The 25,687-nt window shown below is 35.3% G+C and carries 22 protein-coding genes, 4 tRNA genes and 1 riboswitch; of the genes, 13 read left to right on the top strand and 13 right to left on the bottom strand.

The window, feature by feature from the left end; all coding sequences use genetic code 11:
* Positions 1–55 precede the first annotated feature (55 nt).
* The 7 genes from SCA31_RS05010 (at position 56) to SCA31_RS04980 (ending at position 10,096) form a co-directional block, all read left to right on the top strand.
* The gene (locus tag SCA31_RS05010) at positions 56–886 is read left to right on the top strand and encodes an MbnP family protein (RefSeq protein ID WP_410695713.1); all 831 of its coding nucleotides are present in this window, start codon (positions 56–58) and stop codon (positions 884–886) included.
* A complete protein-coding gene (locus SCA31_RS05005) occupies positions 879–1,928 on the top strand; it encodes a cytochrome-c peroxidase (RefSeq protein WP_410695712.1) in 1,050 nt (349 codons plus the stop codon). Before SCA31_RS05010 ends, SCA31_RS05005 begins: the two co-directional genes overlap by 8 nt.
* A gap of 13 nt (positions 1,929–1,941) precedes the next feature.
* On the top strand, positions 1,942–2,889 hold the full coding sequence (locus SCA31_RS05000) for a transporter (protein ID WP_410695711.1): 948 nt from the start codon (positions 1,942–1,944) through the stop codon (positions 2,887–2,889).
* A 205-nt stretch (positions 2,890–3,094) separates the two neighbouring features.
* A riboswitch (cobalamin riboswitch) is annotated at positions 3,095–3,280 on the top strand.
* 183 nt (positions 3,281–3,463) lie between these two features.
* Positions 3,464–5,443 (top strand): TonB-dependent receptor plug domain-containing protein, encoded by a 1,980-nt coding sequence (locus SCA31_RS04995; protein WP_410695710.1) that lies wholly within the window; start codon positions 3,464–3,466, stop codon positions 5,441–5,443.
* Complete coding sequence (locus SCA31_RS04990) at positions 5,440–6,576, top strand: YncE family protein (RefSeq protein ID WP_410695709.1); 1,137 nt, start codon at positions 5,440–5,442, stop codon at positions 6,574–6,576. The genes SCA31_RS04995 and SCA31_RS04990 overlap by 4 nt, the downstream gene beginning before the upstream one ends.
* Positions 6,577–6,590: 14 nt before the next feature.
* Positions 6,591–7,787, top strand: a complete 1,197-nt coding sequence (locus SCA31_RS04985) for a cell surface protein (RefSeq protein WP_410695708.1) — start codon at positions 6,591–6,593, stop codon at positions 7,785–7,787.
* A gap of 29 nt (positions 7,788–7,816) precedes the next feature.
* Positions 7,817–10,096 carry a DUF5074 domain-containing protein gene (locus SCA31_RS04980; protein ID WP_410695707.1) on the top strand — a complete coding sequence of 760 codons (2,280 nt, stop codon included), beginning with the start codon at positions 7,817–7,819 and terminating at the stop codon, positions 10,094–10,096.
* Between the two features lie 304 nt (positions 10,097–10,400).
* Here the strand turns inward: SCA31_RS04980 and SCA31_RS04975 are convergent, their stop codons facing one another.
* The 9 genes from SCA31_RS04975 to SCA31_RS04935 form a co-directional block, all read right to left on the bottom strand.
* Positions 10,401–11,180 carry a T9SS type A sorting domain-containing protein gene (locus SCA31_RS04975; protein ID WP_410695706.1) on the bottom strand — a complete coding sequence of 260 codons (780 nt, stop codon included), beginning with the start codon at positions 11,178–11,180 and terminating at the stop codon, positions 10,401–10,403.
* Between the two features lie 215 nt (positions 11,181–11,395).
* On the bottom strand, positions 11,396–12,169 hold the full coding sequence (locus tag SCA31_RS04970; protein ID WP_410695705.1) for a T9SS type A sorting domain-containing protein: 774 nt from the start codon (positions 12,167–12,169) through the stop codon (positions 11,396–11,398).
* 365 nt (positions 12,170–12,534) lie between these two features.
* Positions 12,535–12,606 (bottom strand) — tRNA-Glu (locus tag SCA31_RS04965).
* A 66-nt stretch (positions 12,607–12,672) separates the two neighbouring features.
* A tRNA-Glu gene (locus SCA31_RS04960) sits at positions 12,673–12,744 on the bottom strand.
* Between the two features lie 87 nt (positions 12,745–12,831).
* A tRNA-Glu gene (locus SCA31_RS04955) sits at positions 12,832–12,903 on the bottom strand.
* A gap of 10 nt (positions 12,904–12,913) precedes the next feature.
* Positions 12,914–13,168, bottom strand: coding sequence for a 30S ribosomal protein S20 (rpsT, locus tag SCA31_RS04950; RefSeq protein ID WP_076353226.1), 255 nt, complete (start codon positions 13,166–13,168; stop codon positions 12,914–12,916).
* Between the two features lie 66 nt (positions 13,169–13,234).
* Positions 13,235–13,555, bottom strand: a complete 321-nt coding sequence (locus SCA31_RS04945) for a hypothetical protein (RefSeq protein ID WP_410695704.1) — start codon at positions 13,553–13,555, stop codon at positions 13,235–13,237.
* 11 nt (positions 13,556–13,566) lie between these two features.
* Positions 13,567–13,641 (bottom strand) — tRNA-Glu (locus tag SCA31_RS04940).
* A gap of 59 nt (positions 13,642–13,700) precedes the next feature.
* A complete protein-coding gene (locus SCA31_RS04935) occupies positions 13,701–14,987 on the bottom strand; it encodes an N-acetylmuramoyl-L-alanine amidase family protein (RefSeq protein WP_410695703.1) in 1,287 nt (428 codons plus the stop codon).
* 53 nt (positions 14,988–15,040) lie between these two features.
* Here SCA31_RS04935 and SCA31_RS04930 point away from each other — a divergent pair, with 53 nt between their 5' ends.
* From SCA31_RS04930 to SCA31_RS04920, 3 genes are all read left to right on the top strand, one after another.
* Positions 15,041–17,626 carry a putative LPS assembly protein LptD gene (locus SCA31_RS04930; protein WP_410695702.1) on the top strand — a complete coding sequence of 862 codons (2,586 nt, stop codon included), beginning with the start codon at positions 15,041–15,043 and terminating at the stop codon, positions 17,624–17,626.
* 131 nt (positions 17,627–17,757) lie between these two features.
* Positions 17,758–18,138 carry a RidA family protein gene (locus tag SCA31_RS04925; RefSeq protein WP_045491236.1) on the top strand — a complete coding sequence of 127 codons (381 nt, stop codon included), beginning with the start codon at positions 17,758–17,760 and terminating at the stop codon, positions 18,136–18,138.
* A complete protein-coding gene (locus SCA31_RS04920; protein WP_410695701.1) occupies positions 18,138–18,593 on the top strand; it encodes a hypothetical protein in 456 nt (151 codons plus the stop codon). Before SCA31_RS04925 ends, SCA31_RS04920 begins: the two co-directional genes overlap by 1 nt.
* Before the next feature lie 71 nt (positions 18,594–18,664).
* Here SCA31_RS04920 and SCA31_RS04915 read toward each other — a convergent pair whose 3' ends face one another.
* Positions 18,665–20,197 carry a trypsin-like peptidase domain-containing protein gene (locus SCA31_RS04915; protein ID WP_410695700.1) on the bottom strand — a complete coding sequence of 511 codons (1,533 nt, stop codon included), beginning with the start codon at positions 20,195–20,197 and terminating at the stop codon, positions 18,665–18,667.
* 406 nt (positions 20,198–20,603) lie between these two features.
* Here SCA31_RS04915 and SCA31_RS04910 point away from each other — a divergent pair, with 406 nt between their 5' ends.
* Both SCA31_RS04910 and SCA31_RS04905 read left to right on the top strand, forming a co-directional pair.
* On the top strand, positions 20,604–21,980 hold the full coding sequence (locus SCA31_RS04910) for a rhodanese-related sulfurtransferase (protein WP_410695699.1): 1,377 nt from the start codon (positions 20,604–20,606) through the stop codon (positions 21,978–21,980).
* Positions 21,973–22,560 (top strand): 5-formyltetrahydrofolate cyclo-ligase, encoded by a 588-nt coding sequence (locus tag SCA31_RS04905; protein ID WP_410695698.1) that lies wholly within the window; start codon positions 21,973–21,975, stop codon positions 22,558–22,560. Before SCA31_RS04910 ends, SCA31_RS04905 begins: the two co-directional genes overlap by 8 nt.
* Here SCA31_RS04905 and SCA31_RS04900 read toward each other — a convergent pair.
* Together SCA31_RS04900 and SCA31_RS04895 are read right to left on the bottom strand one after the other, a co-directional pair.
* Entirely contained in the window at positions 22,509–23,090 is a 582-nt protein-coding gene (locus SCA31_RS04900; RefSeq protein ID WP_410695697.1) for a hypothetical protein, read from the bottom strand. The two genes, SCA31_RS04905 and SCA31_RS04900, sit on opposite strands and share 52 nt — an antisense overlap.
* Positions 23,074–24,255 (bottom strand): hypothetical protein, encoded by a 1,182-nt coding sequence (locus tag SCA31_RS04895; protein WP_410695696.1) that lies wholly within the window; start codon positions 24,253–24,255, stop codon positions 23,074–23,076. The genes SCA31_RS04900 and SCA31_RS04895 overlap by 17 nt, the downstream gene beginning before the upstream one ends.
* Positions 24,256–24,438: 183 nt before the next feature.
* Here SCA31_RS04895 and SCA31_RS04890 point away from each other — a divergent pair, with 183 nt between their 5' ends.
* Positions 24,439–24,780: a hypothetical protein gene (locus SCA31_RS04890; RefSeq protein ID WP_076353234.1), complete on the top strand. Its 342-nt coding sequence runs from the start codon at positions 24,439–24,441 to the stop codon at positions 24,778–24,780.
* Between the two features lie 133 nt (positions 24,781–24,913).
* Here the strand turns inward: SCA31_RS04890 and SCA31_RS04885 are convergent, their stop codons facing one another.
* A complete protein-coding gene (locus SCA31_RS04885; protein WP_410695695.1) occupies positions 24,914–25,681 on the bottom strand; it encodes a TrmH family RNA methyltransferase in 768 nt (255 codons plus the stop codon).
* Positions 25,682–25,687 lie beyond the last annotated feature (6 nt).

The raw sequence follows: 25,687 nt of genomic DNA, 5'->3' as shown, positions 1-25,687 counted from the left end.
TGAAAAAAGAATGTTTTTACATTCAAAAATTATAATTCAACTTAAAAAATCAACAATGAAAATTTATAAATTTTTATCACTATTCTTTATTGCCCTTACTTTATTTTCTTTTTCATCATGCAGCAGCAGGGATGATGATGACAATCCGCAAGATACTACCCCCGGAAATCTTCAGATCAAATTTGAAAACGGATTTAATAATCTTGGGGATATTGTTCTCAATCAAACCATACAAACCTCTGCTCAGGGACAGAAACATAATTTCTCAACCTTAAAGTATGTCATCAGTAATATCACTCTGATCGATGAAAATGGAAATGAGTTTAAGTACAACGAAAATAACCCTGATAAAGGAGCATTTATCATTGATCAGGCAGATGCTGTAGCAGGAATCATTTATTTAAACCTTAACGAAATTCCGAAAAATAATTATAAGAAAATAAAATTTGGACTGGGAATTAGCCAAAATGCATATCTGTTGGGAATGGACGGTCAGGCTGAATTCTGGAATAGAGCCAAGCAAAAAGGGATGTCATGGTCATGGGCTGCCGGCTATGTCTTTGTAAAATTAGAAGGAAAATACGGAACAGGTTCTGCAACTACTGAATTTATGAACCATACAGGAAATATGGGGAAAGTGGCAGAGAACAACACTCCTGATCTGTACAGGGAAATTACATTGAATCTTCCTACAACAGCAAGAGTAAATGGTAAAATCAGACCATCCATTCATATTTTGGCAGATTTAAACCAATTCCTAAGCGGGGATAAGTCGCTTACCCTTACCGAAGCTAATGCAATGATGATGGGGTCCAGCCAGCATTTGGTGGATGTTACCAACAATCTTACAAAAATGTTTAAAGTAGATCATGTACACAATGACTAATTTTTTCATAAAAACAGTACTGGCTCTGGGAGTTTTGCTCCTGAGCTGTACTTCTTGTTCCGATGAGGTGATGCAGCCGCTTGATAAAAATGAAGCTTACAATCTAAGTTTTCCCTCTTATTTTCCGGAAATGACTTTTGATAAATCTGCCAATCCGGTTACCAAAAATGGAGTAGAACTGGGTAGAAAATTGTTCTATGAGGGAAGACTTTCCAGAAACAATACTATTTCCTGTGGATTTTGTCATATTCAGGAAAATGCTTTTACCCATCACGGACATACGGTAAGCCACGGAGTTGATGACAGAATCGGAATCAGAAATGCACCTCCTATTCAGAATATGGCATTTCTCAAAAGGTATATGTGGGATGGGGTGATTCATAATTTAAATGAACAACCCATTATCCCTATGACAGATGTGAATGAAATGGATAGCTCTATGCCGGAAGCCATTTCCAAAATAAAAGATGATCCGAAGTATAAAAAACTATTTGGTGCAGCCTATGGAGATGAAAATGTAACCGGCGAAAGAATTTTAAAGGCTTTATCTCAGTTTATGGCATCAATGATTTCTGCCGATTCCAAATATGACAGATTTAAGCAGGGAAAGGAAAATCTGACTTCTGAAGAATCTCAGGGAATGGCTTTATTCAACCAGAAATGCTCGTCTTGCCATAGTGGAGGATTGTTTACTGACGAAAGCTTTAGAAATACAGGAATGTACTACAATAATCAATTTAAAGATGCTGGTCTTCATCGCGTAACACTGAATCAGAATGACTGGATGAAATTCCGAGTGCCAAGCTTAAGAAATGTAGAATATACAGCTCCCTATATGCATGACGGAAGATTTTATACGTTGGAAGCAGTCCTTAATTTTTACTCAGACAACGTAGAAGATAATCCCAATCTTGATCCGCAGCTCAAACAGAATAATCACATCGGAATTGCTATGAACAGTCAGGAAAAACAATTGATTATTACTTTTCTGAAAACCTTATCCGATAAAGGCTTTATCACCAATCCAAAATTTGCAGAATAAATTAAATACAGACATGAAGAAGATCATTTTAATCATAAGCATGGTTTTATTTACGGTAAGCCAGGCGAAAACAATCAGAGACAGCGCAGATATTTCACAGAATAATTTTAGGACAATAGATTTTGATGACGATTGTGATGCATGCGGTTGTGCTGCAGGAAACGGTTCATCAGGTTTTGAATCCTTATTGAATCCACAATTTATAGGAATTAAATACTTTGCACAGCATTACAAAGCAAAGGAAAATTTATTTGTAAAAGATTTGACACAGGATCAGTATTTCAATACCTTACAGCTTTGGGGAAAGATTCCATTAACCAAGAAACTAAGCGTGTATGCAAGCTTACCATTCCATTTTCATGAGAAGAAAACAATGCAGGGTGATATCAGGATCAATGGAATAGGAGATTTGAATCTGATGGGAATTTATAAGCTTCTTAATTCTAAGGACAATTTTCATCAGCTAAGTGGCGGATTAGGCGTAAAAGTTCCCTTGGGAAAATTTGATGAGAAAGGAATCTCAGGAGTTAATCCAAGTTTTCAGTTGGGAACAGGAAGCTGGGATTATCAGGCCGCGCTGAACTATAAATTTCAAAAGAATAAAATTGCGGTATTGATCAATACAGATTACACCATAAAAACGGAAAATAAAAAGAATTATCGTTTTGGAAACCAATGGAATTACGCTGCAACAGGGTTTTACCAGATTGCAGGAAATGAAAATGCTATTTTTTCTGCAAAAGCTGGAGTGCAGGGAGAGGTTTATGCTCAAAACAAACAGTTTGATGAAGCTTTACCCAATACGGCAGGAAGTGCTTTATATGGAAAACTGGGATTTGAAGCCTCTTATAAAAAATTCAGTTTAGGAAGTGAAATCATGCTGCCGGCATATACTAATCTTGCCGGAGGAGATATTGAAGCGAAATCACGGTTCAGTATTTTTGTGAATATCGGAATATAATTTTTTACAGAAAGCAAAAAGAGTTGAGAAGACATTGCTTTCTATTTTCTTCAAAGTTTAATTTTTAGAATACATTGAGGATGGTAGATTCTAAAAATTAAACTTTGTTTTTTTAATCATCTTATATTTAAAATCAGATTTCAAAGTCATTTATTTATAATATTGTAAATCATTTTGTTATTTAAGGCTATATAGTAATAATTGTTTATCTTTGCCGAAATTTGGTGAGCCCTAAAAAGCTCTTAAAAGGGAATCCGGTGAAAATCCGGAACAGACCCGCTGCTGTAAGCTCCACACCAAAGTTTTTGAAGAATATATCCACTGTTTTTTAATGGGAAGGATTTCAAAAATGGAGTAAGTCAGAAGACCTGCCAGAAAATATAAACGTTTGACGCTTTCGTGGAATAAAGCTTAGGACTACAATGATTCTGTGCAGTAACAGCTGTGCCTTGTCGTTGCTTTCTTATATCCATTAGCGTTATCATTATTCCTGAATGAGCTAATGGTGCCAAAACCGACTACATCTCAATTTCATAAGGTTGTTTTCACAGTATTTGTGTTAACATCTCAATTCTTGTTTTCCCAAACGAAGAAAAAAGACAGCATTAAAGAAGAAGCCATAAAGGCTGTCAATATTTACAAAAAGAACTTTAAAGAAATACTTCCTGCTCAGGTTTTACAGGGCGAGGAGCTTGAAAGACTAAACAGCCATTCTGTAGCAGATGCTTTACGATATTTCTCCGGAGTTCAGATCAAAGACTATGGAGGAATGGGTGGTTTGAAGACTGTCAATATTCGAAGTATGGGAAGCCAGCATGTAGGGGTTTTCTATGATGGAATTCAATTGGGGAATGCCCAAAATGGAGTGGTAGACTTAGGAAGATATTCTCTGGATGATCTGGAGGAAATTTCATTATATAACGGACAAAAGAGCGAGATTTTTCAGCCTGCGAAAGATTTTGGATCCTCAGGATCTATCTATTTACAGCCCAAAACACCCGTATTCACAGGAAACAGAAAAACCAATCTCACTATAAGAGCAAAAAGTGCTTCTATAGATTTATTCAATCCCTCTTTCCGATTAGAGCAAAAGATCTCAAAACGAATTTCAGCAAGTTTAAGTGCAGAATTTCTACAGAGTGATGGTGTTTACAGATATCGATACACCAGAAAGTACCCTAATGGTACTACTGCTAATGATACGATTGCCAAAAGATATGATTCCGATATAAAGGCAAAACGTTTTGAAACATCTATTAATGGAACGCTAAACAATGGAAATTGGAACATCCGTGGCTATGGATATATTTCAAACCGCGGAATTCCTGCACCTATTGTGAATAATCGTTTTAAAGCAAGAGGGGCAAGAATGATTGATGAAAATTATTTTGTACAAGCCAACTTCAGAAAGAAACTTTTTCCCAAGTTTGAAACCCAGCTTAAGGCTAAATTTGCTTACGATTATACTTATTTTAATGATACAGTGCTATCTCAGGCAGCTTATCCTGCAAAAAATACCTATATCCAAAAAGAGGTTTATCTTTCATCTTCCAATATTTATTCTATAAATTCCAATTGGGATGTAAGTTTAAGTGGAGACTTTCAGTATAATAATCTGGACGCTGATTTAAAAAACTTTTCTTATCCTACCCGTTATACTACACTCGTAGCATTGGCTACTACTTATCAATGGAATAGGTTCAAATTTTTAGGAAGTTTATTAGGTACCTTTACTTTTGAAGAAGTAAGAAAAAATAAAAGGCCGGATGACAGAAGAGAATGGACTCCTGCCCTTTTTATGAGTTATCAGCCTGTTGCAGTTCCTGAACTTACTCTTAGAGCTTTCTATAAAAAGATTTTCAGGCTGCCTACTTTCAATGATTTATATTATACCAATGTTGGAAGTACTTTCCTTGAGCCTGAGTTTACGTATCAGCATGATATCGGTTTTACTTATCAGAAGAAATATGAAAATCCTGTATTTAAGGGATTTTATGTAAAGATAGATGGATATTATAATAAAGTAAAAGATAAAATTGTTGCTGTACCCACTACCAATATGTTCCGCTGGATGATGCTGAACCTTGGGAAAGTTGAAATTATAGGTGTTGATATCAATGCTCAGACAGAATTGATGCTGGGAAGAGTAAAGCTTAGGCCTTTATTGTCTTATACCTATCAAAGCGCTAAAGATAAAACCTTCAAAGGAGAAGGAATAGATCCTGCAGATACCTTTTATAAAAATCAGATTCCTTATACCCCGTGGCATAGTGGTTCTTTTACCATGATGGCAGACTATAAAGACTGGAGTTTCAACTATAGCATGATCTATGTCGGGAAACGTTATGATGGGCAACTGGACAATATTCAGTACAATTTTATACAGCCTTGGTATACCCATGACCTTTCTATTCAAAAGAAACTGAATTTGGCTGGACATCCTTTTAAAATTAATCTTGAAATGAACAACGTCTTTAATCAATATTATGACGTTGTAAAAAATTATCCCATGCCGGGAAGAAACTTTAGACTCACTTTAAACTTCACCTTATGAAAAAACTAAATATTTGTTTCTTATTTTTTGCTCTGCTGGCTCTTATTGCCTGTCGTACTGATGAAGTAGTTATTCCAATGGAAGTTGTGGAGGGACTTACACCAGGTCAGGATAATGGAATTAAAGGATTTTATGTATTGAACGAAGGAAATATGGGAAGTAATAAATGTACTCTGGATTTCTTCGATTATACCAAAGGAAACTACTACCGAAATATCTATGCAGAAATCAACCCGGAAGTTGTAAAAGAATTGGGGGATGTTGGAAATGATATTAAAATCTATGGAAGTAAATTATACATTGTAGTGAATGTTTCCAATAAAATAGAAGTACTGGATGCTAAAACTGCTAAACGTATAAAAACAATTCAGTTGCAAAATTGTAGATATTTAGCCTTCAAGGACGGGAAGGCTTATGCAAGTAGTTATGTAGGCCCTGTAGATATTAATCCTAATGCTCCAAAGGGTAAAGTAGTGGAAATTGACACGGCTTCTCTTGCGATAAAAAGAGAAGTTACTGTAGGTTATCAGCCGGAAGAACTGGAAATTGTAGGAAATCAGCTTTTTGTTGCCAACTCCGGAGGATATATGGTCCCTAATTATGATAAAACAGTTTCAGTAATCGATCTGAATAGTTTTACAGAAACTAAAAAGATAGATGTTGCCATTAATCTTCATCGTCTTAAAAAAGATAATTATGGAGATCTGTATGTAAGCTCAAGAGGAGATTACTATGATATTCCCTCCAACTTATATCTTGTTGATGCTGCTACCGGAATGGTAAAGAAGAATTTTAATATCGCAGTTAGTGAAATGACCATCGTGAATGATAAGCTTTACTACTATGGTAATGAATTTAATTATAATACCCATACCTACAAAAAAACATTTGGAGTCATTGATGTAAAGACTGAAAAAGTTATTTCTAATAAAATTATTGATTCAGATTATGAAACAATCATTAAAACACCTTACGGAATTGCAGTAAATCCAATCACAGAAGATATTTATATAACTGATGCTCGGAACTATGTATCCATGGGATTTGTGTATTGCTTTGATAAAAACGGACACTTTAAATGGAAAACTGAAGGAGGGAATATCCCTGCCCATTTTGCTTTTCTATATAAATAATAAAACTGATAGACATGAATAAAAGAACTGTTAATTATTTAAAAACAGGAGCTTTATCACTTCTTTTTGTAGGAATGATAGCTTCCTGTAAACATGATGATAATGATTTTCCTTTTAATGGATTAGATGATTCCTACAGCGTTGAACGCTTTAAAGTACTGAATATTCCAACTAATATTTCAGGAAGCTTTACCTGGAGTATTAATGACTCTATTATTTCCAACAATTCGGAACTAGAATTCATCAGTGCAAAAGCAGACGCCTATCCTTTAACATTAAAGATCGGATATAATGGTGAAGAAAAAGTATATCATTCTAAAATCATTGTGACCAAAGAAACAGGAACCTTAAGTAAATATATAGCCAAAGTATTTGATTTTCGGCCGGCTGTAGGACAATTCATGAATGAAATTCCTGAATATATTCAAGGGAACACAGCAACGGATATGATTCAGAAAGCCAACGGATCTCTTGTAGGATCTAATTCCACAATGTTAAGTCTTGGTGGTTTCGGAGGATATGTGGTATTTGGATTTGATCATACCATCCCCAATTTAAATGGAAGAGATTTTAAGATTTTGGGAAATGCATTCTTTGGAAATGCTGCAAATGACCCTCGTTCCGGAAGCTGTGAACCGGGAATTGTTATGGTTGCCTATGACAGAAACAAAAACGGAAAACCTGATGACAATGAATGGTATGAAATTGCAGGTAGCGAATATTTTAAAAACACAACAACAAAGGATTATAGCATAACCTATTTCAAACCCAACGAAAATAAAGTTCCTGTTCCGGGAAATGATGGCTGGCAAACAGATATCGAATACATCAAGTGGCAGGATAATCTTGGGAATACCGGATTTAAAACAAAAAATACATTCCACGCACAAAGCTATTATCCTTTATGGTTTTCAGATGCTTCCTACGGCTTTACAGGAACAAGACTTAAAGATAATTTTTACGATCAAAGCGGAACTGGTTCCTATTGGGTAGGGAAGTCCTATGACTTTGGATATGCTGATAATGCCCCCAATACTGATGAAGCTTCCAATATTGATATCTCATGGGCTGTTGACCGTAACGGAAGATATGTGAAACTCCCGGGAATTGATTTTGTAAGAGTGCATACAGGAATCAATCAGGAAGCCGGTTGGCTAGGCGAAGTCTCCACAGAAGTTGCCGGAGCCTATGATCTACACTTTACAAAATAATTAAACGAAATAATTTAAATTAATAAAAAATGAAAAAGTTTTACATTTTTACTATGCTTTTTCTCTTTGCATTGTTCACGAATGCTCAGATAAAAGTACAGGGTGTACCCCGAAATGATCTTTCAGGGAATAATCAATTAAACACCATTAATAACACGACAACAACAATCAGCTTTTCTGATGTCCAGTACTGGGTAGGAACAGGTTCCAATCAGGCTGCATTTGTTGTACAATGGAATGATAGCAAAAATCCTGATGCCTTGGTATGGGGGTTTAAATGGGACGGAAATGCTACCGGAGAAGATATGCTTAAGGCCATTGCAAAAGCAGATCATAGGTTTTATACGTTGTTATATCAGGGAACTCAGTTTGGAACAGCAATAGGAGGAATTGGTTTTGACCTGAACGGACAGAACAGCAGAGCCCTTATTAAGAATAACAATGCTACCTATCCGTTATATCCTCTGGATGGTATTGTAAATACTACCGCTTATGATTTTGATGAATATACTGCTCAGGATACCGGTGATCACTGGAATGCAGGATGGTATAATGGCTTCTGGTCATACTGGGTGAAAGATCCTACGGATGCAGACTTTGGTTTTTCAGGAGTAGGAGCTACTTCCCGTGTACTTCAAAACGGTTCATGGGATGTATGGAATTATAGCCCTATGTCAGGATCTTTTCCAATTTCTTCTACAATGACACCCGTTTCTCCTTATGTAAGTTCTACCAACTTTACCAATGGATTCTTTATGGTAAATGAAGAATGGTTCGGACATACAAACGGGTCTGTTAACTTTATTGACAATAACGGACAGATCACAAATCGCGTTTACAGCAATGTAAATAACAATCATGCTTTCGGAGCAACTACACAATTTGGAACAATCTATGGAGATAAATTCTATTTTGTATCCAAGCAGGCTGCTGATGGAGGAGATTCACAATATACACCTGGTGGTAGACTCGTAATTGCCAATGCACAGACCATGCAGAAAATTGCAGGATTCAATGATATCGGAGGGGGAGATGGAAGATCTTTCCTTGGAGTGAATGAACACAAAGGATACATAGGTGCTTCCAATGGAATTTACTTATTTAATATTGACAATCTGCAGGTTGGTAGTTTAATAACATCAACAGGTGGTGGAAATCAGTATGCAGGCCAGATTGGAAACATGATTCGTACTTCAAAATATGTTTTTGCAGTAAAACAAGGCGCAGGAATTTTAGTGATTGATCCTGATACAGATACTTTGGTAAATACAATTGCTGGACCTTTCATTTCTATTGCTCAGGCAAAAGATGGAAGCGTTTGGGCAATTCAGAATCAGAAATTAGCCAATATTAATCCGACTACTCTTGCCCTACAATATTATAATATTCCTACTACAAAATACTCAGATTCATGGGGTGCATGGAATGCAGGAAGCTTTACGGCAAGCAATACAGAAAATACTCTATATTGGATTAAAGGCGGAAGCGGATTTGTTCCGGGGAATCAAATTGTTAAATTTGACGTTACAACAAAAGGATTCAATGAGACATTTATTACACTTCCTGGACAAACAGGAACTTATAAGCAGATTCCTTATGGAGCAGCACTGCGTGTAAATCCATCCACAGGAAATCTTATCCTGAATACTACAGAAAGCGGATATGGGGCTCATTTTCAAAAGAACTGGATCCACACATTTGATGCTGCCGGTAATCTGATCAATACCAAAACGCTGGATGATTATTATTGGTTCCCGTCATTAGCAGTATTCCCGGATAATACAGCTCCAACCGTAAGCAATACTTTCCCGACACAGTTAACAGCCTCAAGTGCGACTTCCATTGATCTGAAAACAATGGTTTCTGACGAGGATAGCTTTGGGTCATCTATTATTAAATCTGTGAAATCAAACAGTAATCCTACAGTTGTTTCTGCAGAAATTAATGCCAATGAAGAACTGGTAATTACACCAATTACTTCTGGAACTGCTACTATTGTAATTAGTTTCAATTCTAATGGTAAGGTTGTTGACAAAACACTTACAGTAAATAGTAATGCGGCTACTTTAGCAACTGCTGAGGTGAAGAAACTTGAATTTGGTATTTATCCGAATCCGGTTACAGATATCCTTTATATTAAAACACAGGAAAAAGTGATCAATGTAGCAATATATGATACTTCCGGTAAACTGGTTAACACACAGTTCAGCAATGGACAGGTGAATGTAAGCATGTTACCAAAAGGAATGTATATGCTGAAGGCAGTAACTGACAAAGCAGTGTATCAGCAAAAACTAATTAAAAATTAATTTTAGCATAGCTAATTTTGTTTCATTTAGCCCCGGCCAAGAATTGGCCGGGGCTTTTTTGTGAAAATAACAATCAGACAGCAACGCTACAGAAGCCAATTTTACTAAATCAATGGACATGATGATATAGGAGAATGAACTTATGATAATTTTATATTAATATTTAAGACCTCCATAATTAAAAAGTATTTGAGGTTAATTTAGAGCAATAGTAGAGACCCGTTTTAAGATTGCATTATTGATATAGATATAAAATAAAAACGGCTGACTTATATAAGCCAGCCGTTTCTTGGGTTTTAAAATTTTATTTAATCAAGATCTTCTTAGAATAAGTTTCTCCTTTCTTAGTCTGAACGGTCATGATGTAGATGCCTTCAGGCTGGTTGGTTTGAAAAGTATTTGAATTCAGCTTAGTACGGAATACTTCTTTTCCTGAAGTATTAACCAGAGTAACCTCTGAACCTTCCAATGGAAGATTTTTATCAAGGGTAACCTGTCCGTTTTGGCTGTGAGCAAGCATACTGATAAACGGATCTTTGTATTGGTATCCATAGTATACTCTAAGTTCACCACCTAAATTAAGTAAACCTGAATTCACATTTATTTTAATTCGGTCATAAGGCTTGTTCATGGTAAGTTCAATCTCACCCTTACTTGGATCTGTATCTCCTAGCTTAAGAATGTCATTGCTTAGATTTTGGTAGTCATTGTTTGAAACTTCTCCATTAAATGTTTCAATAGATACACCTCCCAATACTTGTGCAGATAAAGGAGTTCCGTTTGACCCGATACCTATTACCAGCTTATTGGTATAAGTACTGTTCGGGAAAATTAAGGTTTGCTCAGTACGGGCTAGTAAGCCTATTGAAACCTGTAGAACAGAATAATCATTCTCATTACTTCCTACAGCATTTTGAGGATTCACTACTCCGCAGCCTATGCAGATACCAAGAACTTGATTAGTCTGGCTGCTGGCATAATACTTTACAATCTGTGCAAAAGACATGGAGTTCATTAAGAACAAAAATAGGGCTGACATCGCTGCTTTTAAGGCATGCTGTCTCACTAATAAATTGGTTTTCATATGTTGAGATTTTAAGATTTTTAGTTTTTGTAAATTTACATATAAAATGATTATGTTAATTATTTTATTTCTATTTTTTGTGATTTATTAATATTTGGTTTTAATAACTATAATTTTTTAAATTAGAAATAATATGTTTTATAATTTCATTTTCCTTGTATTAAGCACAAAAAAACGGCAACCTTACAAAGATTGCCGTTCCTGTTTTCTGAGAATTATTTAATAATAATTTTTTTAGAATAAGTTTTTCCTTCCTTAGTCTGAACGGTCATAAAGTAAACCCCTTCAGGCTGATTGGTTTCAAATGATTTTGATCTCAATTTAGAACGGTGTACTTCTTTTCCTGAAGTATTGGTTAAAGCTATTTCTGCTCCCTCTAATGAGACGTTGGCATCAAGAGTAACCTGTCCGTTCTGGCTGTGGGCCATTATACTGATCAATGGATCCTGATAAGCGTAGTAAATTCGGAATCCACCGCCAAGGCTTAGTACTCCTCCTGTTAAACCGATCCTTATACCATCATAAGGTTTTGCCGGTTTGAATTCTACTGTACCCCTGTTTGGAGTTGCTCCTAGTTTAAGCAAACTTATATCTATCGTTCTGCGGTCTTCGTTAGAAGTTCCTCCGTTCATTGTTTCAAGGGTAACACCGCTTAGAAGCTGTACAGATAATGGGATATTGTCTGTGCCTATTCCTACCACCAATCTGGTATCCGATCTAAGATCCGGAAAAATTAAAGTCTGCTGAATGCCTCCTAATAGAGCTGTTCCCAGTACCATTGTAGAATAATCATCTTCATTACCCCCAATTGCATTAAGTGGGTTGTCTACGCGACATCCCAGACATGCTACGCCAAATACCCCAGAGCTTTGAGCGTGAGCGTAAATTCTGTCCTGCCCAAATAATAGAGCTTGCGTTGAAAATAAAAATAAAGTTACTAACGCAGCTTTAAAAGAGGCGTGATTTCCCAAAAGTAAATTAAATTTCATGTTATTTATTTTTTAATGAATAGTTTTATTCAAATTTAAGCATTTAGTGGAAGAGTAGGAAATAATATTTCCATTTATGGTGATTTTTAAGGTGAAATTAATATTGCTGAATAAAATGGTTTGAAACTAAAGTGGAGAATAAAGGATTGGATTATCGTGGCCTGCTAATGGGTGTATTTAATTTTTAATACGAATATATCAGTCCTGATATTTCAAAGTAAAGAAGATAGCCGATAAAGAAAGGGTGAGAAAAGTAAAGCTGTATATCTTTATAAAAGATCAATAATGATAAAACTTTGTATGAAGAAGATAGAATAGGAGAGTATAGAAACAAAAAAAAGGATTTCCGAAAAAATCCTTTTTTGTAGCCCGTAGGGGAATCGAACCCCTCTTACCAGAATGAAAATCTGAGGTCCTAACCGATAGACGAACGGGCCTTCTATCTTCCATTATCGAAATAATGTGTTAGTTTTTGTTTTTATAAGTGTCAACTCTTAATCTTGTAGCCCGTAGGGGAATCGAACCCCTCTTACCAGAATGAAAATCTGAGGTCCTAACCGATAGACGAACGGGCCGGTTAGATTTTTTATTTAAAATTATAGCTTTTCTACTTTTTCTTTAAAAAACCACTGATGTTATACAGTGGTTTTTAAAGATTTAAGTAGCCCGTAGGGGAATCGAACCCCTCTTACCAGAATGAAAATCTGAGGTCCTAACCGATAGACGAACGGGCCAGCTATATTTTTACGCTAATTTATTAACGTGCTTTGTTAATTTGCTTTTCAAGTTAGCTGCTTTGTTTTTGTGGATAATATTTTTCTTAGCTAATTTATCCAATAAAGCGATAACTTTTGGCAACTGTTCTGTAGCTGCAGCTTTGTTCTCCTCATTTCTTAAGGTTTTCAATGCTGTTCTAGCAGTCTTGTGATAATATCTGTTACGAAGTCTTCTCGTTTCGTTTTGTCTAATTCTCTTTAGAGCTGATTTATGATTTGCCATATCGTTTAAATGTGAGTGCAAAACTATAAACTTTTTCTTTAACTACCAAATTTATTTTGAAAATTTTTAATTTTCTTCTGAAAGGTACTTTCTAAGCTTATCTATTGCTTGTTCTATTTTTAAATTTTCCTGTTCTTTATCTATTTTTTTGATCGTATTTCCAAGCATGATCAGTGCGTTGTTCCATTCCCCAGTAGTATTGGTGAAAGTGAGTTCGTCTATTGTTACTTCAAAAGCAACCCTTTCTCCAGTCCTGTAAAGTCTGAAACTTATTTTATCATCCCTGCCTGTAATCCCTTCTTCATTGATTTGTAAATCGTAACTTTTTGGGTTAGAGTGGACTTTTTTAAAAAGCAATTTTGCTTCTTGTATTTTTAAATCCGGCATGATATCAAATTTGGTAGCCTATAGGGGAATCGAACCCCTGTTGCAAGAATGAAAATCTTGAGTCCTTACCACTAGACGAATAGGCCAAATTTTGAGGTTGCAAAAGTAATAATTAACTTTTAAACCTCAAAATTATTTTTTTAAATTATTTATATACTTTTTGTATCACTGTGTTTTTGATGCCCTTAGCTTCAACTTCTTTTTGAAGCTTTACAGCATCTTCCAACGTATATACCTTTCCATAGGTGTAATAGAAAACTCCACTATCTTTTTCTCTTTCCACATCTTTCAGATTTTGAAGGATGTATGAATTCCCGTTTAATTTTTCACCGGTATACACTTCCAGAGTATAATATCCCATGTTTATTTTTTGGTTTGGCATAAACCCTACTGCAAAGGCATTTCTAAATCCGGCGTCTTTGGCACTTTTCAGATTAATGTCTTTTACAGAAGCCATATTGGTTACTGCGTAGTAATACTTGTACTGTCCGTTTTCCTTGAGGGTCAGAATATAGCTTAATCCTTTCAGCGCTGGATCGTTCTCATTATACTTCGTAGGAGAACTCATCAATAATATTCTGAAATCATTTTTCAGCGGAGTTTCAGCAGGTTTCTCAGGTTCCTGCTTCTTGGAGGTATATGATCCTCCGGATTTTCTGTCAACCGCTTTTTTATAATCAATAATGGCATTATAGATACTTTCTGCTATTTCATTCTGTCCTTTCTCAGAAGCAATGTAGTGACTTTCCTCCGGATGATTGATAAAACCTGTTTCTATCAGTACAGAGGGCATGGCATTCATACGTAGAACGTGAAGGTTTTTCTGAAATACACCTCTTGAAGATCTCTTATCTTTATTCACAAAATTGTCTTCTACCAACCCTCCCAAAAGAAGACTGGACTCAAGATACTTACTTTGCTGAAGTTTTAACGCAATAAGAGACTCAGGAGACTCCGGATTGTAGGATCCGAAGATCTGTTTATCCTTTTCATCCAGAAAAATCACGTCATTTTCTCTTTTTGCAACCTCAAGGTTTTCATTATTTTGGTTAGGTCCCTGTACATAAGTTTCTGTTCCATAAGCGGTAGGTCTCGCTGAAGAGTTACAGTGAATGGATACAAATAAATCAGCCTTACTTCTGTTGGCAAGGTTGGTTCTGTCAGAAAGAGATGGGTATTCATCTATCTTACGGGTATAGATAACCTTAAAATCTCTGTTTTTTTCAAGCATTGCTCCCACCTTTAGGGTAATGGCAAGTGTAATGTCTTTTTCTGCTACTCTTCCAATGTCCGAATAGGACCTGTTAGCCCCATGATCACTTCCTCCGTGTCCGGCATCTAAAACTATTGTCAACTTCTTTTGAGAGAAAAAAAAGTTACTCATTAGAATAAGGAGAAATGATAAAATTATTTTAAAATTTTGTTTGTGCATCTTACAGTTATAAAAATTATATTAATTTTGGGCCTTAATTATATATAATAAAATTGGCCAAAACCGTCCTCAAAAATATATTACAAATTTTAATTATCCTAATTTTTAACAATTTTTTAGCACAAAAAACGTCTGAGAAATTGCCTAAAAATGCGGTTAATGATACTATTTCCAAAAAGGATACCATAGTTGTAAAAAAAGAAGCTTTAGATGATGTACTTCATACAAAAGCAGATGATCAACGAAGAGATATCCCCAAGAAAATGACATTCCTTAACAAGAATGCCCAGGTAAAATACCAGGATATGCAGATTGATGCAGATTATATTTCTATTGATGATAATAAAAATCTGATCTATGCCAGGGGGAAACAAGACTCTTTAGGAAAAATAATAGAACCTGTAATTACCACCCAGGCAGGGAAAAAATATGAAACTAACGAGTTTAGTTATAATACGAAAACGAAACAGGCTATCGCTTTCAATGCCAGAACGGAGGAAAGCGAAGGGGTAATTATAGCCCAAAAAACAAAAAAATATAATGACTCTGTGTTTGCAATGCGAAAAGCAGATTATACCACAGATGAATATTTTCTTAAGAAAAAAGACACGGCTGCAGATTATTTTATGAGGGCTTACAATATCAAGCTTATCAAAACCAAAAATAAATCTCAGATTGTTACCGGACCTATTCAAATGTTTATAGAGCAGGTTCCTACCCCTCTATACTTGCCGTTTGCCATCTTGCCGTTTTCTGATAAAAGAGCGGCGGGTATTCTGATCCCAAGTTTCGGGGAAAGAGAAGATGTAGGGTTTTTCCTGAATGGAATAGGATATTACCAACCAATTGGAGAACATTTTGATCTTAAGGTTCTTGCGGATATTTATACCAAAGGAAGCTGGAACCTTCGTCCTCAGATGAACTACCAGAAGAAATACCGCTATTCGGGAACCTTTAATGCGGATGTTGGAACAATGGTAAGAGGAATCAAGGGACTGGATGATTATAATAAAAATAGCACATATAGAATCAATTGGAGCCATTCACAGGATGTTAAGGCTAACCCTTTCCTTACGTTTAGTGCGCAGGTGGATATTGTAAGTACGAAGTTTTATAACAACACCCTTAATAACAACAATATTTTCAACCAGAATGTACTGAATACTCAGCAAAACTCTACAGTAACTCTTACCAAGAGGTTTTTGAAGCTTCCGGTAACGATAACGGGGACGGCATCTTATTCTCAGAATTTTGCAACAGGTTCTTCCGATCTTCGTTTACCACAAATGAACGTAGCCGTTAATCAGTTTTATCTGTTTAAATCAAAAACAGGAGTGAGACAGGGACTTCTTGAAAATATTACAGTAAATACAGGTTTCAATCTTACTAACTTTGTAAGCACTCAGGAAAATGAACTGTTTAAAAAAGAAATGTGGGATAAAATGCAGACGGGTCTTAAGAATAATATTGCATTGGCTACCAATACTACATTGGCAAAGTATTTTACTTTCAGTTTAAGTGCCAATATTGACAATGCTTTAACGACAAAAACACTGAACAGATATTATGATCCTATCAAGAATGTTACAGTAGATGAGATCAATAAAAATTTCACAGGATATTCTACTTTCACTACCACAGCCAGTCTTCAGACAACGCTTTACGGGATGATGAAGTTCAAGAAAGGTTCTGCTGTAGAGGCCATAAGACATATGATGATCCCAAGTATAGGATTTACTTATGCTCCGGATTTTTCAAGTCCTAACTTCGGATATTATAGAAATTATTATAATGCAACAGGGGCTATTACTCCTTATTCTATTTTTGAAAAAGGAATCGTAGGAAGCCCTTCAAGCGGTATGGTAGGAGCACTAGGCTTTAGTATCGGGAACAATATCGAAATGAAAGTAAAGTCTAAGAGTGACTCAACCGGAGTAAAGAAGATTAAAATCTTTGAATCCCTAAACCTTACAGGAAGCTATAACTTTGCTGCAAAAACTCACCCATGGTCTATTTTTACGATCAATGGACAGTCCTCTTTCTTTAATAGTAAGCTTACAGTAAATACCAGCCTTTCACTTGAACCTTATAAAATTGAGTTTTTACCAGGACAGGATACAGGAATCAGAACTGAGCAGTTCGGACATTTCGGAGTACAAGGATTTAATGTTCAGCTATCTTACCCTTTAAGCAGCGAACTTTTTGGAGAAAAGAAAGATTATGCTAAAAAATACTCCATGAAAGGAGAGATTCGAAACGAAAATTATTATTTTGATGACGATCACTATGCTCATTTTGATCAGGCATGGACTTTGAATGTTAATGCAAATTATGCTTATTCAAAAGGTCTTAGTCGATTTGGTAGCAAAATTGCATCCATTGGTCTTGACGGAAGTCTTAAGCTTACCCCATTTTGGAACATCAATGGAAGTACCCACTATGACTTGGTGACCAAAGAATTAGCTTATACAAGAATTGGTTTTTCAAGAGATCAGCGAAGTTTTACCATTAATTTTAACTGGGTGCCATTCGGACAATATAAAGTGTATGACTTCTTTATTGGGATCAAAGCCAATATCTTAAGTGATGCATTAAAGTATAAAGACCGAAGCTTTACGCAGCCAAACGCACCTTTCTAATATCAGATTGGCATTTGTGAATATAAATTTTATATTTGCAACCAAAATAAAATCTAATGAAATCGGTTAGAAAGGAAATATAAATGAAGAGGACGATTCCATATGACCATTAAAAAAATAAATATCCACATATGAAACAAATAATCAACACAGTTAATGCACCTGCAGCAATCGGGCCTTATTCACAAGCTAATATGGCAAACGGAGTGTTATATATCTCCGGACAGATTCCTGTAGATCCTGCAACTGGTAAATTGGTAGAGGGAATTGAAAAGGAAACACATCAGGTAATGAAGAACCTTGAGGCAATTCTTACTGAGGCTGGAATGACTTTCAAAAATGTTGTAAAGGCAACAATCTTCCTTAAAAGTATGGATGATTTTGCTGTAATGAATGATATTTATGCTTCTTATTTAGATGCAGAGAGCTATCCTGCTCGTGAAACAGTACAGGTTTCTTGTCTGCCTAAAAATGTGGATATCGAAATTTCTATGATCGCACATCAAGATTAATGAATTTTATAAGAAATACAATTGCGGTGTTGGTAGGCCTTGGTATTGCAGGGCTTATTATTACTCTTGGTATAAGAGTTTTTCCGCAATGGGTAACTTTTGAGGCCTTTGCTCCATTTGAGCACTGGCAAAGGTTTCTTTTCAGCATGAAAGATGACAAGGCCTTTTTTGGCTTCCTGTTGTTTATTTCCGGATTGGGAACTACAATTGGAGGTGTAGCAACGGCAATTATCGTTAAATATGCCAAGGTAGCCTATGCTATTCTGATCGGTTTTATTATGCTTTTCATTGCGATGTTGGATGTGATTATATTTCCTTATCATCCTACATTCTATAAGATTTCTATCTTCCTTACCTTTTTCCCGTTTTCCTGGATTGGCGGTAAGATTGTAGAAGTCATCTATGAGCGGAATAATAAGAAAAGAATCGCTGAAAAAATGAATAAACCTAAATAAAAATAATAAAAAACGCTGCAAATTTTGCAGCGTTTTTTGTTGATATGAAAATAACTATTGTTTAGTTTTGATTAAGGCATTTTAAATCCTTTGGTATAAATTCTTCCGTAGTCATCTACAAATTTAACCTGTACATTTCCTTGGTATTTATCCAGGATCTTTTCCACATCTTTCTGTGAATTAACCGGCTTACCATTCACCTCAATGATGATATAGTTGTCTACAATTCCTATTTTTGCCATTTCACTACCCTCAGATACATTCTTGGCAACTACACCGCTGTTCAGTCCGTATTCTGTCTTGAATCTTTCATTAAGAGGATCAAACTCAGCTCCAATCTTTTCTGTAATGCTAAGGTCTGCCTTTGTTCTGGTAGAAGTACCTCCTTTCTGATCTCTAAGAGTTACACTTGTAGTAGATTCTTTACCATTTCTTGAGTAAGTTACCTGTACCTTATCACCAGGACGTTTGCTTCCGATAGACATTGATAAGTCAGCAAAATCTGTAATGTCATAGCTGTCTATTTTAGTAATGATATCACCTTTTTTAAGACCTGCATCTTCTGCGCCGCTATTGTCTCCAAATCCTGTAACATATACTCCAGATCCAGATTTAAGATTGGTCTTGTACTGTTTATTGTATGCTGCTACTAGCTGATCATTGGAAAGATCTAAAGACTGAACTCCAAGGAATCCTCTTTGTACAATACCAAACTTCTTGATATCCTCAACGATTTTTCTTGCTAAGTTAGCAGGAACAGCAAATCCATATCCCTGGTAATATCCTGTGGTAGATTGAATTGCAGAGTTGATTCCGATCAGTTCACCATTAGTATTTACCAATGCTCCTCCAGAGTTACCCGGATTAATTGCAGCATCTGTTTGGATAAAGCTTTCAATAGGGTTAGCCGCTTTTCCCTGGCTTCCTAAGATTCCGATACCTCTTCCCTTAGCAGAAACAATTCCTGCTGTTACGGTAGAGTTTAACCCCAGTGGGTTTCCTACTGCAAGCACCCATTGTCCGACATCAATATTGTCTGAATTAGCAAAGTTTAGGTAAGGAAGTCCCTTTTCCTCAATCTTTAATAAAGAAATATCGGTATTAGGGTCAGTTCCAACCAAGGTTGCTATATATGATTTTTTGTTGCTTAGGACAACTTCCAGTTTATTGGCACCTGCTACAACGTGGTTGTTCGAGATGATATAACCATCAGGAGAGATAATGACACCGGAACCCATTCCTGATGGCATGTTATCCGGAGCCTGTTGCTTTTGCCTTTGCTGGCCCTGTCCTCTTCCTCCAAATGGATCTCCGAAGAAGAAGTCAAACAGATCCTGCTCAGAAGCTCTGCTGGATGTTCTGCTTTGATAATTTTTAATAGTAACTACAGCAGGAACGGTTGTCTTTGCTGCCTTTACAAAGTCATCACCTACCGCTCCGGTGTTCATTCCTGCGAATGTTGCCGTAGGAGCAGATGTTGTGAAAAAAGATTGATCTCCGTTGTTGGAGGTATGTCCTAAATATTGTATAGCTCCAACGGTAGTAGCTCCTGAAATTACTCCGACTACTGCAAATGGTAATAGTTTTTTTAAAGTACTCTTCATTGTATATCTTTCTTGTTTATTAATTAATTTCCGATTATGTTTTTGAGTAAACAAATTTAATGTTAAATAAGTAAGCAATTAGCATGCTATGTTTCAATTTTAACTAAAATTTAACGGCTATTGTATCATTTTATGCATTATGTCATAATTGTTAACGCGATAGTTAACAAAAATTAAAAAAATATTAAAGAAAATAGTACGCCAACATATGACATAATGGCGCAACGTAAAAGAATATAATATAGAAAAATTAATGCCATTGTTATATTTATGTAATCAATTATTACTCATTGTGGAATGCACCATTACCCATACTCTCTGGGTTGTGATTCTACCTGTGAAATGCATTTAATTGAAAAATTACTATCTTTGCAAAAATATTTTTCTCACTTAAAACGTTTATAGCATGCAACTGTATAACACCTTAAGCGCAGAAGAAAGAGCTCAACTTATTGATGAAGCTGGTAAGGACCGTCTTACTTTGTCTTTCTATGCGTATGCCAAAATTGAAGATCCCAAAAAATTTCGCGACGAATTATTTATAGCCTGGAACGCCCTTGATGCCCTAGGCCGTATTTATGTTGCACATGAGGGAATAAATGCTCAGATGAGTGTTCCTGCAGATCAATTTGAGGCTTTTCGTAATACGCTGGAAGTTTATGACTTCATGAAAGGGATTCGCTTAAATGTAGCAGTAGATCAGGACAACCATTCTTTTTTAAAGTTAACTATAAAAGTTAGAAATAAAATCGTTGCTGATGGTTTGAATGATGAAACTTTTGATGTTACCAATAAAGGAATTCACTTAAAAGCTCAGGAATTTAATAATATGCTGGAGGATCCTAACACGATTGTTGTTGATTTTAGAAATCACTACGAAAGTGAGGTGGGACACTTTGAGGGAGCAATTACTCCTGATGTTGAAAATTTTAGAGAAAGTCTACCAATCATTAATGATCAACTGCAGGATTTTAAAGAAGATAAAAACCTGTTAATGTATTGTACCGGTGGAATTCGTTGTGAAAAAGCGAGTGCTTACTTTAAACACCAGGGTTTTAAAAATGTTTTTCAATTAGAAGGTGGAATTATTGAATATACCCGCCAGATTAAGGAAGAAGGAATAGAAAGTAAATTTATTGGTAAAAACTTCGTATTTGACCACCGTTTAGGTGAAAGAATCACTGACGATATTATTTCCCAATGCCATCAATGTGGAAAGCCTTGTGACAACCACACCAATTGTGCTAATGATGCTTGTCATTTATTGTTTATTCAATGTGATGAATGTAAAGCCGCAATGGAAAATACTTGTTCTACCGAATGTTTGGAAACAATACACTTACCATTAGAAGAGCAGGTTCAATTAAGAAAAGGATTGCAGGTTGGAAATAAAGTGTTCAGAAAAGGAAAATCTGACGCTCTGAAATTTAAAAATTCAGGAGATTTATCAACGCAACCTTTAGGAAAAGCTACAAAAGCTGAAACAAAGGATATTCGCCAGAAAATAAAAGTTAAAAAGACATTAATTGGAAAGGCTGAACATTATTATTCAAAATCAAAGATTGCACAGTTCTTAATTGAAAATAAAGAACTTTCTATAGGTGATAAAGTCTTGATTTCAGGACCAACTACAGGAGAGCAGGAGGTTACCATTACTCAGATTTATGCCAACGGAGGTCCTTGTGAAATAGCAAATGTAGGAGATCAGATTACTTTTGAACTACCGTTTAGAGTTCGTTTGTCTGACAAATTATATAAAATTGCGCAAGCTGAAAATGCATAAGATTATGCTAAAAGCAGAGCTTAGAAAAAAATATATACAAAAAAGAAAAGCCTTGTCTCTTGATGAGGCTTTCTTGTTATCTGAAAATATTTTTGAAAATTTCATTCATTATTTCAATCCAAAAGAGTCGGAGAAAGTACATGTTTTTATCCCGATTGTGGCCAGAAAAGAAATTGATACCCAAATCTTCATCAAGTATTTTTTATCCCATAATATCCGTGTATTTGTGCCTAAAATAGTTGGAGATAAGCTTATCAATATAGAGATTTTTGAAGATACCTTATTTGAAACCAACAGTTGGGGGATTTTGGAACCTGTTTCTAATGATGATTCTAAGGGAAATGATTACCATTATGTGGTTACCCCTCTTTTGTATTGTGATAAAAAAGGAAATAGAGTAGGATATGGAAAAGGATTTTATGATGGTCTTTTTCAAGGAATGTCATCTGGGACAAAAAAAATCGGAGTCAATTACTTTGACCCCGATGAATGTATTGATGATGTCTGGGAAAATGATATTCCGCTGGACTATTTGGTTACTCCCAAAGAAGTACTGTCTTTCTTAATCGGTTTGGAATAAAAATCTAAAAAATAGAACTTAAACTCCTTTTTAAGCTTGGATGTGGATAGTAATATGTACTGTGCATTTTTCTCAAAATTTCCCAATGACTTATTTTTGCCGTCAAAATATTCTACATTGAATCTTGCATAATCAAGAGTATCTTTCTTATAGAATTCCTTGTAGACATTCAAATTGTTGACTTTCACAGATTTTACTTTCATACTGTCTAATTCTGAAAATAACCTTTTAAAAGTTAAAGAGTCAGGTTTATGGAAGTAGCTTTCCATCTGTGAGTAAATAACAGTATCTATTTCAGTATTTCTGTTTCCGGATAAATATAAGGTAGAAAGGTCAAGAAGTTCCTGAACTTTTTGTTTGGTAATAGAGTTTATAGCCTGCATGCTATCCATTTGTACCGCAGGATAGCTTTTTGCATTATTGCTGTTTCTTAGTTTGTCCAGATCGCTTACCTCTGTTTTTTTATTATTACAGGCAACAAATAAAGTCAGAAGTACCGAGAAAATTAAAAAGTTATTTATTCTTTTCATCTGTGGTGGTAATTTTAAATTTAATGGATACAATCTTACCGTTGTTATCCTTTTTCATTTCTATTACATTCAGGTTTTTCAGTGAAGTAGTAGGGGTGGTTACAAGGGTGATGTACTTTTGTTTGTCAAGTCTTTCAATTCCATACGTGTTATTGTCATATACCTGATATATAATGGCATTATTGCTAATCAGGTTTTCCAGCTGATTTCTTTTCTGCTTGATAAGGGCTACCTGTTCTTCTGGATTTCCTCCCTTAATGTCCTTTATGGAGAAATAATAAACCGCCATCTTGTAATCATCCGGTTTCAGTTCTATTTTTTCCTCTTCAGGAGCATTTTCCAAATTTCTGTTAACTTCCAAAGGTTCATAAAAAGGAGCACTGATGCGCATTTTTAGAATCTTATCCTTAGTTGAATAAGAAAAACAATCGCCTGGCTTTATTTTATACATCAAAGGAGATTCATTTTCCTTAACAACCATTATTTCTAATGTATTGATTACGGAAACTCCTCTGTCCTTGTCAATAAAGCAATACTTATAACTTTTTGAAAAAATTACATCTTTAAATCCTAATAAACCGGTTATGGTAATTAAAACGGAAGTAATAAGTGCCCAAGCATTCTTTTTGAAGAAATTTTTCTTTGGAATAACAGGTGGAAATTCAGCTTCGTTATTTTTTGTAACGATTGTGTTAACTTGTTGGTTTTCAGTAATTGATTTTTGTAAATCAGTGTTTTCAGGGGTCTTAAGTTCAGTTTTTTTAGGTTGAAACTCATTTTTTGGAAGCTCAGGAGCTGAAGTTACTGTTTTTTCTAATTCATCAATTTCTTCTTCATCCAGATTTTCATTTTCCAGTAATAATTCCCCAGCAAAAAGATGCTGCTTCTTGAATTCATACCATGAGTCATAACCCGCATAAATACTCAATAAATTAAGCATGTCTATTCTTGGCAATTTTGTGACTGGTGAATTTTTGAAATAGGTGTAAAATGACTTTTCACTGATGTTACCTTTTGCTTTTTTGCGTAGGTCTTCCTGAAAATATATGATATCTATACCCTTCCACTTGGATATGTCATCCTGTGAAGGGGTATATTCTTTTAAATATTGACCCTGAACGTCCTTTTTTAGTTGTTCAAAGTGTAATAAATCTAAATCTGTCAATTTTTTTAAAAATAATTAAATTGTTGATTATCAGCTATGTTTTTTTGTAAAACTATTTTACAAATGTATTACAATTATTTTTCATAAACAAATTTCCTAACTGCTCTACCTTTGTCTTGTTCAAATAACAGAACAGAAGAAAATTTTATAAAACAATATTAACAAAATTAAATTTAATTTATTATGAAAAAGTCATTATTCGTAGCTGCTATCGCTGCAATCTCTCTAGTTGCTTGTAAAAAAACTGACGCTACTGCTACTGAAGGTACAACTGATTCTGCTGCTGCTAACGTAGCTGATTCTGCTGCTGTAGTTTCTGATTCTGCTGCTAAAGTTGTTGATTCTGCTGCAACTACTGCTGTAGAAGCTACTAAAGATGCTGCTGCTGCTACTACTGCTGCTGGAACTGAAGTTGCTAAAGATGCTGCTAAAGGAGCTGCTGACGCTGCTAAAGGAGCTGCTGATGCTGCTAAAGGAGCTGCTGACGCTGCTAAAGATGCTGCAAAAGACGCTGCTAAGAAATAATTTTAGCCTAGCTTAAAAATAAAAGAACCGTTTCACTCAGTGAGACGGTTTTTTTATGCTTTAATATCACGAACAAAAAGATGGCCCCTAAATACTCTTAAAGGATGATATCATCTTAATGGCTCTGGATTTTCTATCCTTTCTTCTGTCTTAAGGATTCATAACAAGTAATAGCCACTGCATTACTCAGATTTAGAGAGTCAATACTTCCTGCCATAGGAATCAGTGTATTTTTTCCTTTCCCAATCCAGAAGTTACTTAACCCGGAATGTTCTGTACCAAATAACACCGCAGAACGCTGCGTGAAATCTCTTTTATAAAGATCTTCAGCACTTTCGTCCATCAATGTTGTATAAATGTTGAAGCTGTTTTTCTTCAGAAATTCTAATGTTTCATTATTTTCTGCCTGATAAACCTCCATTCCAAAAAGACAGCCCACGCTGGATCTGATTACATTTGGGTTATAGAAATCGGTTTTACCGTCTGCAACAATCAGTGCATCAATACCAAAAGCTTCACAGCTTCTTAAAATAGCACCAAGATTACCTGGTTTTTCTACACCTTCAACAATAATAACCGTTGAATTATCCTTGGGATCGTATGATGAAAGAGGTGTTTCTTTGGCTTTATATATGCCAATGATTCCCTCAGAACTTCCTCTGTAGGCTATTTTTTCATAAACTTTGTCACTTACATAATGAATTTTGCTCTCAGGAATGGTTCCCTTGAAGATATTTTCACAGATAAAAAATTCCAATGGCTCAAAGTTGTATTGTACAGCTCTTTCATTCTCTTGTTGTCCTTCTACAACAAAAACCTTTGATTTTTTACGGAACCTGTTGTCAGTAAGTAGCTTAGTGACATTTTTTATTTTTTCGTTTTGAAAACTTTCTATCAACATTTCGCA

This window comes from Chryseobacterium sp. SIMBA_028 (genome assembly GCF_046535285.1).
Lineage (GTDB): Bacteria > Bacteroidota > Bacteroidia > Flavobacteriales > Weeksellaceae > Chryseobacterium.
This window is presented reverse-complemented; position numbering and strand designations above follow the sequence as displayed.